Source organism: Mesorhizobium sp. NZP2077 (genome assembly GCF_013170805.1).
Taxonomy (GTDB): Bacteria; Pseudomonadota; Alphaproteobacteria; order Rhizobiales; family Rhizobiaceae; genus Mesorhizobium.
Window position 1 is genome coordinate 865,630 of sequence record NZ_CP051293.1, and the last position, 13,696, is coordinate 879,325.

A 13,696-nucleotide genomic window follows, 5' to 3' on the forward strand; every position below is an offset into this window, starting at 1 on the left:
CCGGCATTTGTCGCATCCCGTCGATATCTTCCCAAAGCCTGCCCAGACTCCATCTATTCAAGGTCCGTTTATGCAAGAAATGAAACTCGCCGAGTTCAAGAACAAGAAACCGCCAGAGCTGATCGCTTATGCCGAATCGCTCGAGGTCGAGAATGCCAGCGTCATGCGCAAGCAGGAGCTGATGTTCGCGATCCTGAAGAAGCTGGCCGCCCAGGACGTCGAGATCATCGGCGACGGCGTGGTCGAAGTGCTTCAGGACGGGTTTGGCTTCCTCCGCTCGGCCAATGCCAACTATCTGCCAGGTCCCGACGACATCTACATTTCGCCGTCGCAGATCCGGCGCTTTTCGCTGAAGACCGGCGATACGGTCGAAGGACCGATCCGCAGCCCGAAAGAGGGCGAGCGCTATTTCGCGCTGCTCAAGGTCAACACGATCAATTTCGACGATCCCGAAAAGATCCGTCACAAGATCCACTTCGACAATCTGACGCCGCTCTACCCGACCTCGCGGCTCAAGATGGAAATGGAGGTTCCAGCCTCCAAGGACATCTCGGCCCGCGTCATCGATCTGGTGGCGCCGCTCGGCAAGGGCCAACGCGCGCTGATCGTCGCGCAGCCGCGCACGGGTAAAACCGTTCTGCTGCAGAACATCGCCCACTCCATCACCACCAACCATCCGGAATGCTATCTGATCGTGCTTCTGATCGACGAGCGGCCGGAAGAAGTGACCGACATGCAGCGCTCGGTGAAGGGCGAGGTTGTCTCCTCGACCTTCGACGAACCAGCGGTGCGCCACGTCCAGGTCGCCGAAATGGTCATCGAGAAGGCCAAGCGCCTGGTCGAACATGGCCGCGACGTCGTCATCCTGCTCGATTCGATCACCCGCCTCGGCCGCGCCTACAACACCGTGGTGCCGTCATCCGGCAAGGTGCTGACCGGCGGTGTCGACGCCAACGCGCTGCAGCGGCCGAAGCGCTTCTTCGGTGCCGCCCGCAACATCGAGGAAGGCGGCTCGCTGACCATCATCGCCACCGCGCTGATCGACACCGGCAGCCGCATGGACGAAGTCATCTTCGAAGAGTTCAAGGGTACGGGTAACTCGGAAATCGTGCTCGACCGCAAGGTTGCCGACAAGCGCATCTATCCGGCCATGGACATATTGAAGTCCGGCACCCGCAAGGAAGATCTGCTGGTTCCGCGCTCGGACCTGCAGAAGATCTTCGTGCTGCGCCGCATCCTGGCACCGATGGGAACCACCGACGCGATCGAGTTCCTGATCGACAAGCTGAAGCAGACCAAGACCAATGGCGATTTCTTCGACTCGATGAACACGTAAGGATCTGTCCGGAGTTTTCCGACCTGCGAATTGAAACCCCGTTCCGGGAAACCGGGATGGGGTTTTTCATTGCCAGGGGTTAGGTCTGCATTGCCATGGCGGTAAGTCGCCCAGGTCGGCGCCGCCCCTCATTGCCCTGCCGGGCATTTCTCCCCGTAAACGGGGAGAAAGAGGCCAGCGGCAGCGCCGGCGCCTTCCTCTGCAGCGCTGACAGTTGGCGAAGGCAGCGACGACAGCGTCCCTCGCCCCGTTTATGGGGAGAGGATGCCGGCAGGCAGGTGATGGGCAGCGCTAACGTTTGATATGTGAGGTAAGGGGCCGCCGGCGTAGTCCGCCGGCTCTTCTAGCTTCGTCGCAGCAACCGCTCGAACTCCCCTGCATCCGTCACCACTGGCAAACACACCTGCCCGGTACAAAGCCAGGCGCCTACCTTGTCGGTCGGCGGTAGAATCCCCCCAGGCAGTAAGGGTCGATTCGTTTCCGAACCAATTGCGAGAACAATGTCGACGCGGCGCGGGTCAGGGCATCGATTCGTAACCGGAACGAGCTTTGGCTCGTCCACACTGTCGACGACGACCAGCTTCAGCGGCTCGATGGCAAGCGCGCAGGCGTTGATGATGCCGGCCTGGCCATAGGCCTGGTGCGCCGCGCGGCCGGCCGCATGCTCGGCAACCGTCCAGGCTTTTTCCCCGAGGTCGAGATCGCCGGTGACGGAAGCGAGCCGTACCAGCGCTGCGATGATCTGGCTGGTGGCCGACGAAATGGCCTCGTCGACATCGCCTCGGATGCGGATCGGGACATCGGTGCTGTCCGAAGCCGTGAGATAATAGCCCGTGCCCGCGGCGTCGGCGTGCCAATGGTCCAGCTGTTCAATGAACTGCTTTGCCTGGTCGATATAGTTCCAATCGCCCGATGCTTCGAACAGCGAGATCGCCGCATTGGTCATGGCGGCATAGTCGATCGACAGAGCGGGAAACAGCTTTCTTGGGCCGAGCATGGAATGCGGCAAACGGTGGTCGCGGCTGGCGGAGCTGATATGGGCAAATGCCCCGGCCGCGGCCTCGATCCAGTCGGGCCGCCCCAGCGAGCGGCCGGCCTCGGCGAGTGCTGCAATCATCAGACCGTTCCAGTCGGTCAGGGTCTTGGCATCGAGGCCAGGCCTGACCCGCCCTTCCCGGGCAGCGAGAAGCCTGGCTTTTAGCGGGATCAGCCGATCGCGATCGGCCACGCCTTGGGCTTGTTGGGAACGGGTCTGGTGGACAACGGGCTTGCCCTCCCAGCCATGCGGGCTGGAGAGCGTGAAGTATTTGAAAAATAATGCAGAATCGTCACCGAGGACGGCCTCGATCTCGTCCTTGCTCCAAGTGTAGAAAAGCCCTTCCTCGCCATCGCTGTCGGCGTCGAGGCTGGCGGCGAAGGCACCGCCGTCGACGCGCATTTCACGCAGCAGCCAGTCGACGGTCTCTTCGATTCGTACCCGGAACAAATCATTACCGCTCGCCGAGAAGGCCCAGGTGCAGAAGCGGATCAGCTCCGCATTGTCGTAGAGCATCTTCTCGAAATGCGGCACCAGCCATTCGGCATCGGTCGAGTAGCGGCTGAGCCCGCCGCCAATATGGTCATAGATGCCACCGCTCAGCATCTGTTCGAGGCTGATGAGCACGTCGTCGCGGTGGGAAGCGTTGCCGTCGCGCAGCCAGGACAGCCAGAGCGTGAGCATGAACGGCGCGTTGGGGAATTTCGGGGCGCCGCGCAGGCCGCCAAGGTCGCGGTCGATCATGCCGTCGATGCGGCCGGCGAGGTCGGAGAGCCTGCCGCGATCAAGGCTTTCCTTGGCATGCGTACCGGAAAGACGCGCCTCGACATGCGAGGTCAGGCCGTCGGCGCTTTGATGCAGGCTGGCGCGCTTTTCCCGCCACGCCTTGTCGACGGCTTCCATGACCTGGATGAAGCCCGGGCGGCCGTAGCGCGCCTCACGTGGAAAATAGGTGCCGCCCCAGAAAGGCTTGCCGTCCGGCCTCAGGAACATGGTCAGCGGCCAGCCGCCTTGCTCGCCCATCGAGGACAGGGCGGCCATGTAGATCTGATCGATGTCCGGGCGCTCCTCGCGGTCGACCTTGATATTGACGAACAGACGGTTCATGACGGCGGCGACGCCGTCATTCTCGAAGCTTTCATGCGCCATGACATGGCACCAGTGGCAGGCGGCATAGCCGATAGAGAGCAGGATCGGGCGATCGAGCGTCTTTGCTTCGTCGAGGGAAGCCGGCGACCAGGCCCGCCAATGGACGGGATTGCCGCTGTGCTGCTGCAGATAGGGGCTGGCTTCGTCGGCAAGCAGATTTTGCGCGGGCAGCGTCACGATGAGCACACTCGGGTTGGTTTGAAGGCGCGAAGCTAGGGCGGTTCAACAGAGCGGGCAAATGATTTCAGGCGATTCGATCGTTGCGCTGTCGAGCGGCCGGCTTCCGGCGGGCGTTGCCGTGCTGCGTATCTCCGGCCCACAGACTCGATTCGTGGTCGAAACGATCGCCGGCGGCATGGTTAGGGAGCGCGCGGCGGTTCTGCGCAAGTTGCGGGCGCCGGATGGAACCATGCTGGACAGCGGTCTTGTCATCTTCTTCCCTGGCCCAGCCAGCTTCACCGGGGAGGATGTCGCTGAATTCCATGTCCATGGCGGACGCGCTGTGGTGGCCAGGATGCTGGAGGTGATCGCCGGATTTGACGGCGTCAGGCACGCAGAATCCGGCGAATTCACGCGCCGCGCCTTTCTCCATTGCAAATTCGACCTGGTCGAGACTGAGGCACTGGCGGACCTAATCAACGCGGAGACCGAGGCACAACGTCGCTTCGCCATTCGGAATGCCGAAGGCGTCCAGAGCGATCTTTATATGAGCTGGCGGCGCCGGCTGATCCATGCGCGGGCGATGATCGAGGCAGAAATCGACTTTGCTGACGAGGACGATGTGCCCGGGTCCGTTTCGGATACGGTTTGGTCCGATGTGAGGGCGATGATCGGCGAGATCGATCGCCACATCGCCGGATTTCACGCGGCCGAAATCATCCGCGATGGGTTCGAGGTGGTCATTCTTGGCGCGCCGAATGCCGGCAAATCGAGTCTGTTCAACGCCCTGGCGAGGCGGGATGCAGCTATTGTAACGGATGAACCGGGCACGACTCGTGACCTGCTCGAGGTGACGCTGGATCTCGGCGGGCTGCGCGTCAGGCTGACGGACACAGCTGGATTGCGCGAGGCGCCGGGTAAGGTCGAGGCGATCGGCATCGAAAAGGCGCGGGCCAAGGCCAATCGTGCCGATCTTTTGCTGCTGCTGGAAGACGTTCTTTCCCCACGGGAAACCGGTCCAGTCCCAGCGGCAGGGCCTCTTTTGCGCGTCGGCACGAAGCTCGACATGCTGGATGAACAGGCCGCCCGGGATGCGTCCAGCCGATATGACCTCGTCATTTCAGTTCTGGACGGGACTGGTGTGGAAGCGCTGTTGGCTGAGATCGGCCGGCGCGCGGCGGATGCGGCGGGCGACGTCGGTGACGTGCTGCCGTCACGCCTCCGGCATGTGGAATTGCTCGCCGAGGCGAATCGCCATTTGCTTCGGGCCATCGATGGCCACGCCGTCGGCCAGGAGTTGCGGGCCGAGGAGTTGCGGCAGGCGGCTGACCGCTTGGGCCGAATCGTCGGTGCGATCGATGTCGAGGACATGCTGGACGTGATCTTCGGGCAGTTCTGCATCGGGAAATGACTCACGTGAAACAATGGCTTGGTCGAATATGAGCTTGGTTTTTTGCGGTGGTGAAGTATTTGCGGGAACGCCCGAAGTTGGGACGCCTCCGGGCTGTGACTCACGTGAAACAAGTAGAACGGCCATGATTCACGTGAAACACGGCGCTGCGCCCTGCCTCTGCCTTGCGGGGAGGTTGGACCGCAGGTCCGGATGGGTTCTGCGCGACGCCCACCCGCTGCCGCTGTGCAGTGGCCCTTCGGGTAACGTAATGTCTTGTTTCACGTGAAACTTGCAGCGAAGGTTTCTTGACAGCTTGGCCGCGCGGGGACATGTGTCCCTTCAATCGTTGAGTCCAGGAAAATTGAAATGACCGATCACTATGATGTGGTTGTGGTGGGTGGCGGCCATGCGGGTTGCGAGGCGGCCAGCGCAGCCGCGCGCGCCGGGGCCAGGACTGCACTGGTGACGCTGCGCTTCGACACGATTGGCGTGATGTCGTGCAATCCGGCGATTGGCGGCCTGGGCAAGGGCCATCTGGTCCGCGAGATCGACGCCATGGACGGTTTGATGGGCCGGGTGGCGGATGCCGCCGGCATCCAGTTTCGCCTGCTCAACCGCCGCAAGGGCCCGGCTGTGCGCGGACCGCGCACCCAGGCCGACCGGAAGCTCTATCGCCTGGCGATGCAGGAAGCGATTCGGCACCAGAACGATCTCGATGTGGTCGAGGGCGAAGTCCTGGACTTCGAGATCGTCGAGGGGCGAATCGCCGCCGTCCTGCTGGCGGATGGCCGTCGGCTCGGCTGCGGCGCCGTGGTTTTGACGACCGGAACCTTCCTGCGCGGGCTCATTCATATCGGCGAAAGGAAGATCGTCGCTGGACGCATGAACGAGCAGGCGAGCCTTGGCCTGTCGGCAACGATGGACCGTGCGGGCTTCAAGCTCGGCCGGCTGAAGACCGGCACGCCGCCGCGGCTGGATGGAAAAACCATCGACTGGGCGTCGCTGGAAAGCCAGGCAGCGGATGAGGATCCGGTGCCGTTCTCGCTGATGACGGACCGCATCGAAACGCCGCAGATCGAGTGCGGCATCACCCGCACGACGTCAGCCACGCATGAGCTGATCCGCGCCAATCTCGGCCGCTCGGCCATGTATTCCGGCTCGATCGAAGGCGTCGGGCCGCGCTATTGCCCGTCGATCGAGGACAAGATCGTCAAGTTCGGCGACCGCGACGGCCACCAGATATTTCTCGAGCCGGAAGGGCTCGACGATGACACGGTCTATCCCAACGGGATTTCGACCTCGCTGCCCGCAGATGTGCAGTTGGACATCCTGAAAACCATCCCGGGGCTGGAGCGCGCGATCATGCTGCAGCCCGGCTATGCCATCGAGTACGATCACGTCGATCCGCGCGAATTGCATCAGACGCTGGAGACCAGGCGCGTCGGAGGCCTGTTCCTCGCCGGGCAGATCAACGGCACGACCGGTTATGAGGAAGCCGCCGGCCAGGGCCTGCTCGCTGGCCTCAACGCGGCGCGGCGCGCGGCGGGCGGCGAACAGATCGTGCTCAGCCGCACCGAGGCCTATATTGGCGTGATGGTTGATGACCTCACCAGTCGCGGCATCAGCGAACCCTACCGTATGTTCACCTCGCGGGCCGAGTTCAGGCTGTCGCTGCGCGCCGACAATGCCGATGAAAGGCTGACGCCGGTGGCGGAGAGGCTCGGGATCGCTTCTGCGAAACGGATGCAACGCTACGGCGATGTCATGCAAAGGCTCGACGCAGCGCGGGACCTGGCGAAGGCGGTGGCGATGACCCCCAATGAAGCGGCGCGGCATGGGCTGGAGATCAATAGGGATGGCGTGCGCCGGTCCGGCTATGAGCTGCTGGCCTATCCCGATGTCGACGTCGCCTGGCTGGCCAGGGTCGAGCCGAAATTTGCTGCAATCGATGCCAAGACCGCCGAGCGGCTCGAAACGGAAGCGAAATATTCTGTCTACCTCGATCGTCAGAAGACGGATGTGGCGCAGATCCGCCATGAAGAGGGCCGGTTGATCCCAGAGACCGTCGATTTCGGCGGCGTGCCCGGACTGTCCAATGAATTGAGGCAGAAGATGCAGGCGCGGCGGCCGCGTTCGGTTGCGGACGCGCAGCGCATGGAAGGCATGACTCCGGCAGCGCTGGCGATCATTGTCGCGCATGTCCGGTACCATGAGAGTGCGCAGAGACCCCAAGGTTCGCAAAGAGACGTTGCGTGAGTTCTTTGTCGCTAGAGAGCCTAAAGGTCGCAGCCGGCCCGGTTTCACGTGAAACATTTGATCGTCTGGTGGCGTTCGAAGAGATGTTCCAGAAATGGAATCGCAGCATCAACCTCGTGGCGCAGTCGACCGCGGCCGATGTCTGGCAGCGCCACATATTGGACAGCGCGCAGCTTGCGCGCATAGAGCCCAATGCCACGCGTTGGGTCGACATCGGATCGGGTGGGGGATTTCCGGGCCTGGTCATGGCCTTTCTGCTCGCCGAGCGTCCGGGAGCCAGCATTGATCTGGTCGAAAGCAACCGCAAAAAGGCGTCGTTCCTGCAGACTGTCATCGGCCAGTTCAGCCTGCCGGCGCGGGTCGTGGCGCGCCGCATCGAGGACAGCCATGCGCTTGTTTCGACGCCACAAATCGTCACGGCGCGGGCCCTTGCGTCGCTTTCGGTCTTGCTCGATCTGACGGCGCCCTGGCTGACGTCCGGCGCGCGCGGGCTGTTCCACAAAGGCCGGGATTATCGCGCCGAAGTGCAAGAAAGCATTAACCGATGGGCCTTCGATCTGGTAGAACATCCCAGTGTGACCGACCCTCATGGCGTCATCCTCGAACTGTCCGATATCAGGCCTGTCTGAGCTTCGATTTGTCGGGTAATTGGCGACCCAAAAATGAACTTCTGGCATAGATCCATGATGAAAAACGGCCCGCGAATCATCACCGTAGCCAACCAGAAGGGCGGTGTCGGCAAGACGACCACCGCCATCAATCTAGCCACCGCGCTCGCCGCAATCGGCGAAAAGGTGCTGATCGTCGATCTCGACCCGCAAGGCAACGCCAGCACCGGTCTCGGCATCGATCGCAAGGACCGCACGGTCTCATCCTACGATGTGCTGACGGGCGAGCTGGACCTGGAAGCCGCGGCCATTCCGACCGCCGTGCCCGGTCTGTCGATCGTGCCGTCGACGCTCGATCTGCTCGGCATCGAAATGGAGATCGCCTCGGCGCCCGACCGCGTGCTCAAGCTGCGCAATGCGCTGCGCGCCGCGAGCGCGCGCGGGGCGCCCTTCAATTATGTGCTGATCGATTGCCCGCCTTCGCTGAACCTTTTGACTTTGAATTCAATGGCCGCTGCGGATTCTGTTCTTGTGCCGCTGCAATGCGAGTTCTTCGCGCTCGAAGGCCTCAGCCAATTGCTGGAAACCGTCGAGCAGGTGCGCCGCTCTATCAATCCGGACCTCATTATCCAGGGCATCGTGCTGACCATGTATGACGGCCGCAACAACCTCGCCAACCAGGTGGTGCAGGATGTACGGGCGCATATGGGCGACAAGGTCTACGAGACCATCATCCCGCGCAATGTGCGGGTGTCCGAGGCGCCGTCCTACGGCAAGCCGGCGATTCTTTACGATTTGAAGTGCTCGGGCAGCCAGGCTTACCTGCAGCTGGCCTCGGAAGTGATCCGCCGCGAGCGCAAATTGCGCGCCGCTTGATTACGTCCGCCGCATAATTAACAGCCGATTCGATACCGAAACGATCTTGAGACCTGGAATAGACATGAGCGAAGACCTTTCGAGAAAAAGACTGGGCCGTGGGCTGGCCGCGCTGATCGGCGAGATTGATCGCCCGGCGGCACCGGAAAAGCCCGGCATGAGCGCCGACGGCAAGGTGCCGATCGAGTTCCTCAGCCCCAATCCGAAAAATCCGCGCAGGCATTTCGGCGATGCCGAGCTGACGGACCTCGCTCAATCGATCCGCGAACACGGTGTTGTGCAGCCGGTGGTGGCGCGGCCGTCGCCGACGCAGGCGGGTCGTTACGAGATCATCGCCGGCGAGCGGCGTTGGCGGGCGGCGCAGCGCGCCGGGCTGACCGAGATCCCGGTCATCATCCGCGATGTCAACGACCGCACCGCGCTCGAGCTGGCGATCATCGAGAACGTCCAGCGCACCGACCTCAACGCGGTCGAGGAGGCGCTCGGCTACCAGCAGCTGATCGACGATCACGGCTACACCCAGGCCGACCTGGGCAATGTCATCGGCAAGAGCCGCAGCCATGTCGCCAACACGCTCAGGCTGTTGAAGCTGCCGGATGTGATCCGCGACATGCTGGTCGATGGCGCCCTGTCGGCTGGCCATGCCCGTACGCTGGTGACGGCGGAGGATCCGGCCGGCCTTGCCAAGCGCATCGTCGAAGAGGGCCTTTCGGTGCGCCAGGCCGAAGCGCTGGCTCAAATGCCGGCCGGTCCTACGCCGGCCAAACCGAAGCAGGCTCAAGCCGCGTCGGAAAAGGACACCGACACGTTGGCGCTGGAAAAGCTGATGACCGACACGCTCGGCATGATTGTGGCCATCGACCACAAGGGCAAGGGCGGCGAGCTCCGGGTGTCGTACCGGTCGCTGGAGCAGTTGGATGAGCTGTGCCGACGACTGAAGCAGGAGCGGTAGTTAGCCGGCGAATTATTTGGACTCTAAGGGCTGGCTGTTAGGCCGGTCCTTCTCTAATGGCGCTGGTGATGGAGCGAAATCGGCGAAGCGCTGATCTCCCCCTTGAGGGGGAGATGGCCGGCAGGCCAGAAGGGGTCGGTCCGACCGGGTGCTAGCCTTCATCTGCCACAAGGAGGTCGCATCCAGTCGCGCCGACCCCCTCTGTCGCCTTCGGCGACATCTCCCCCTCGAGGGGGGAGATTACCCGCGCTGCCCCAGCCTCGCGCTCTCTACCGCAATCCCCAGCAGCGCTTGCCGTGCCAGCGCCACCGAAAGGTCCGGCCTTCGCCGCGTCTGCAGCACCGCCGTCTGCAGCCGGGTCAGTGCGCGGCTGAGCGCATCGCTGCTCCAGCGATCGAGCGCCTTCTCCACCAGCTTGCGTCTGGAGAAGAAAACCGGCGGACGCGCGCCGGCAACGACCGACGCGGCGTTGCGGCCGCCCGAATCCATCTGGCCGCGCATAATCTGGATTTGCTGCAGCTGGCGCATCGCCGATGACAGCACGAGGAAGGGCGGGCCGCCGGACTGGCAGTGGCGGGTGAAGGCGGTGTCGAAGTCGCCGACCTTGCCCTCGAGCAACGCATCAACGGCGTCGTCGAAGGAGGCGCCGGAGACGTCGCCAGACATGGCCCGGACCTCTTCCAGCCCGATGTCCTTCTGGCCGTGGGCATAGAGAATGAGCTTTTCGATCTCGCCGCGCGAGGCCAGCCGGTCGCCGCCGAGATTGCGGCGCAGCGCCTGTCTCGCTTCCATGGTCATCGACATGCCGGCTTTGCGTAGTTCGTCGTCGATGACCGTGTCGATGTCGCGGGCTTCATCGGCGTAGCAGGGCAGCGCCATGGCACCGTCCGCGGCCTCGACCACGGCGCGCAGGCCGACGCCTTTCTTGAGATCGCCGGCCTCGATCAAGATGATGGCATCCCGCGCCGGCTCCGCTGTCAGTGCCTTGACGTCGTCGGCCAGCGCCTTCTGGCCGGTGGCATTGCGCACCCACAGCAGGCGCCGGTCTGAAAACATCGGCACGGTGCGAGCCTCGTCGAGCAGCCGGCCCTCGTCGCGGTCGACCTCCGAGCCCTCGAGCCGAACCACGGAGAACGGATCGTCGAGCGGCAGGCCGGTCTTTTCGGCAAAGGCCTTCGCGCGCTCCGAAACGAGGCCGCGATCGGGTCCGTAAAGCAGGACGATGGAGATGCGCGGATCAGGCTTCGCGAGCCACGAATCGACCTCGAACGCTTTCTTCTGTGCCATGGAGGGTGGTTAGCATGACAAGGGGACGAGGTGAATGGTTTCAAGCTGGGTTCCCCGCCAACCATGAGAGCCATCGACGGCCAGATGAAAAGCGCGAGTTCGCTAACCTTGGCGCGCCCTTCCTCTCCCTCCGGAGATGTAAAGTGGGGCAGGGAACCGACCTCTTGCCAACCAATCACCTTATCTGGCCCGAAATCCCGCCCAACCTTGCGCCAAATTGCGCGCCACCGCCCAACATCGACAAGAAATTTCGCGGATATATCTACATCTTGTGGGCGGGAGGCTGGATCGGCCGGTGCGGCCGGTCCGATGCGTGAGGCCTTGCCCGACGAATTCGCACTGGACGCGCGGATGTGCAAATATCGGCGCCAGGCAACATTGGAGGACAAAGGTCATGGCCGATGCTGGGATGTTGCGTTTCCATGTTCCGGAGCCGGAAGTGCGGCCGGGCGGGGCGCCTGATTTCTCCAATGTGACCCTTGCGCCGGCAGGTTCGGTGCCGCGCCCGGACATCGATGTCGATCCGCGCACCATCCGCGACATGGCTTTCTCGATCATCCGTGTGCTGAACCGCGATGGCGAAGCCGTCGGCCCCTGGGCCGGGCTGCTCTCCAGCGAGGAATTGCTGGAGGGCCTGCGCCACATGATGACGCTTAGAACCTTCGATGCGCGCATGCAGATGGCGCAGCGCCAGGGCAAGACCTCTTTCTACATGCAGCATCTCGGCGAAGAGGCTGTGAGCTGCGCTTTCCGCAAGGCGCTCGAGCCGGGCGACATGAATTTCCCGACCTACCGGCAAGCCGGCCTGCTCATCGCCGACGGCTATCCGATGGTCACGATGATGAACCAGATCTATTCCAACGAGGCCGACCCGCTGAAGGGCCGGCAGCTGCCGATCATGTATTCCTCGAAGGAGCATGGCTTCTTCTCGATCTCCGGCAATCTGGCGACGCAGTATATCCAGGCGGTCGGCTGGGCCATGGCCTCGGCGATCTCGAACGATTCGAAGATCGCGGCGGCCTGGATCGGCGACGGCTCGACGGCGGAATCCGATTTCCATTCGGCGCTGGTGTTCGCCTCCACCTACAAGGCGCCGGTCGTGCTCAATGTCGTCAACAACCAGTGGGCGATCTCGACTTTTCAAGGCATTGCGCGTGGCGGCTCCGGCACCTTTGCCGCGCGGGGCCTCGGCTTCGGCATCCCGTCGCTGCGCGTCGACGGCAATGATTATCTCGCCGTGCATGCAGTGGCCAAATGGGCGGCGGAGCGGGCGCGCAGCAATCTTGGGCCGACACTGGTTGAATACGTCACCTACCGTGCCGGCGCCCACTCCAGCTCGGACGATCCATCGGCCTACCGGCCGAAGACCGAATCCGACGCCTGGCCGCTCGGCGACCCGGTCATGCGGCTGAAGAACCATCTCATTCAACTCGGCGTCTGGTCGGACGAGCGCCACGCGCAGGCCGAGGCGGAAATCCTCGACACGGTGATCGCGGCGCAGAAGGAAGCGGAAAGCCACGGCACGCTGCATGCCGGCGGCAAGCCATCGACGCGCGAGATGTTCGAGGGCGTCTTTGCCGAAATGCCTGCGCACCTGCGGCGCCAGCGCCAGCAGGCGGGAGTCTAAGCCATGCCAAGACGGACCATGATCGAGGCGATCCGTGATGCCATGGATGTGTCGATGCGGCGTGACGACAACGTCGTCGTGTTCGGTGAGGATGTCGGCTTCTTCGGCGGCGTGTTCCGCTGCACGCAGGGCCTGCAGGCCAAGTACGGCAAGAGCCGCTGCTTCGACGCGCCGATCAACGAATCCGGCATTGTCGGTTCGGCCATCGGCATGGCGGCATACGGCCTGAAGCCGTGTGTGGAAATTCAGTTTGCCGACTACATGTATCCGGCCTACGACCAGCTGACCCAGGAAGCAGCACGGCTGCGCTACCGCTCGAATGGCGATTTCACTTGCCCGATCGTGGTCCGGATGCCGACCGGCGGGGGCATTTTTGGCGGTCAGACGCACAGCCAGAGCCCCGAGGCGCTGTTCACCCATGTGTCGGGGCTGAAGACGGTGGTGCCGTCCAACCCGCATGACGCCAAGGGGCTGCTGATCGCGGCGATCGAGGATCCGGACCCGGTGATCTTCCTCGAGCCGAAGCGGCTCTACAACGGCCCGTTCGACGGCCACCACGGCCGGCCGGTGACGCCATGGTCGAAGCATGAACTCGGCGAAGTCGCCGACGGCCATTACACCGTGCCGCTCGGCAAGGCGGCTATCCGCAGGGCGGGCTCCGCGGTCACCGTGCTGGCCTACGGCACCATGGTCTATGTCGCGCAGGCCGCGGCCGAGGAGACCGGCATCGATGCCGAGATCATCGATCTCAGGACATTGCTGCCGCTCGACCTAGACACGATCGTCGCGTCGGTCAAGAAGACCGGGCGCTGCGTCATCGTGCATGAGGCGACGCTGACCTCGGGCTTCGGCGCCGAGTTGTCGGCGCTGGTGCAGGAAAATTGTTTCTACCATCTGCAGGCGCCGGTGGCGCGGGTCGCCGGCTGGGACACGCCCTATCCGCATGCACAGGAATGGGATTACTTTCCCGGTCCCGCCCGCGTCGGCCGCGCTCTGGTCGAAACCATGGAGGCCTGA

Annotated in this window: 10 protein-coding genes; 8 read left to right on the forward strand and 2 right to left on the reverse strand. The window is 63.3% G+C overall.

The window, feature by feature from the left end:
* Positions 1-70: 70 nt before the first annotated feature.
* Entirely contained in the window at positions 71-1,336 is a 1,266-nt protein-coding gene (rho, locus tag HGP13_RS04115; protein WP_172221871.1) for a transcription termination factor Rho, read from the forward strand.
* A gap of 343 nt (positions 1,337-1,679) precedes the next feature.
* On the opposite strand, the gene HGP13_RS04120 is transcribed toward rho, so the two are convergent.
* Positions 1,680-3,698: a thioredoxin domain-containing protein gene (locus tag HGP13_RS04120; protein ID WP_172221873.1), complete on the reverse strand. Its 2,019-nt coding sequence runs from the start codon at positions 3,696-3,698 to the stop codon at positions 1,680-1,682.
* Positions 3,699-3,759: 61 nt separating this feature from the next.
* Here HGP13_RS04120 and mnmE point away from each other — a divergent pair, with 61 nt between their 5' ends.
* From mnmE to HGP13_RS04145, 5 genes are all read left to right on the forward strand, one after another.
* A complete protein-coding gene (mnmE, locus tag HGP13_RS04125; RefSeq protein ID WP_172221875.1) occupies positions 3,760-5,091 on the forward strand; it encodes a tRNA uridine-5-carboxymethylaminomethyl(34) synthesis GTPase MnmE in 1,332 nt (443 codons plus the stop codon).
* Between the two features lie 348 nt (positions 5,092-5,439).
* Positions 5,440-7,329: a tRNA uridine-5-carboxymethylaminomethyl(34) synthesis enzyme MnmG gene (gene mnmG, locus HGP13_RS04130; protein ID WP_172221878.1), complete on the forward strand. Its 1,890-nt coding sequence runs from the start codon at positions 5,440-5,442 to the stop codon at positions 7,327-7,329.
* On the forward strand, positions 7,326-7,958 hold the full coding sequence (gene rsmG / locus HGP13_RS04135) for a 16S rRNA (guanine(527)-N(7))-methyltransferase RsmG (RefSeq protein WP_172221880.1): 633 nt from the start codon (positions 7,326-7,328) through the stop codon (positions 7,956-7,958). Before mnmG ends, rsmG begins: the two co-directional genes overlap by 4 nt.
* A gap of 54 nt (positions 7,959-8,012) precedes the next feature.
* A complete protein-coding gene (locus HGP13_RS04140; protein WP_172221882.1) occupies positions 8,013-8,813 on the forward strand; it encodes a ParA family protein in 801 nt (266 codons plus the stop codon).
* A gap of 64 nt (positions 8,814-8,877) precedes the next feature.
* Positions 8,878-9,765, forward strand: coding sequence for a ParB/RepB/Spo0J family partition protein (locus HGP13_RS04145; protein ID WP_172221885.1), 888 nt, complete (start codon positions 8,878-8,880; stop codon positions 9,763-9,765).
* Between the two features lie 240 nt (positions 9,766-10,005).
* Here the strand turns inward: HGP13_RS04145 and holA are convergent, their stop codons facing one another.
* Complete coding sequence (gene holA / locus HGP13_RS04150) at positions 10,006-11,052, reverse strand: DNA polymerase III subunit delta (RefSeq protein WP_172221888.1); 1,047 nt, start codon at positions 11,050-11,052, stop codon at positions 10,006-10,008.
* 394 nt (positions 11,053-11,446) lie between these two features.
* Here holA and HGP13_RS04155 point away from each other — a divergent pair, with 394 nt between their 5' ends.
* Both HGP13_RS04155 and HGP13_RS04160 read left to right on the forward strand, forming a co-directional pair.
* Positions 11,447-12,679, forward strand: coding sequence for a 3-methyl-2-oxobutanoate dehydrogenase (2-methylpropanoyl-transferring) subunit alpha (locus HGP13_RS04155; protein ID WP_172221891.1), 1,233 nt, complete (start codon positions 11,447-11,449; stop codon positions 12,677-12,679).
* A gap of 3 nt (positions 12,680-12,682) precedes the next feature.
* On the forward strand, positions 12,683-13,696 hold the full coding sequence (locus HGP13_RS04160; RefSeq protein ID WP_172221894.1) for an alpha-ketoacid dehydrogenase subunit beta: 1,014 nt from the start codon (positions 12,683-12,685) through the stop codon (positions 13,694-13,696).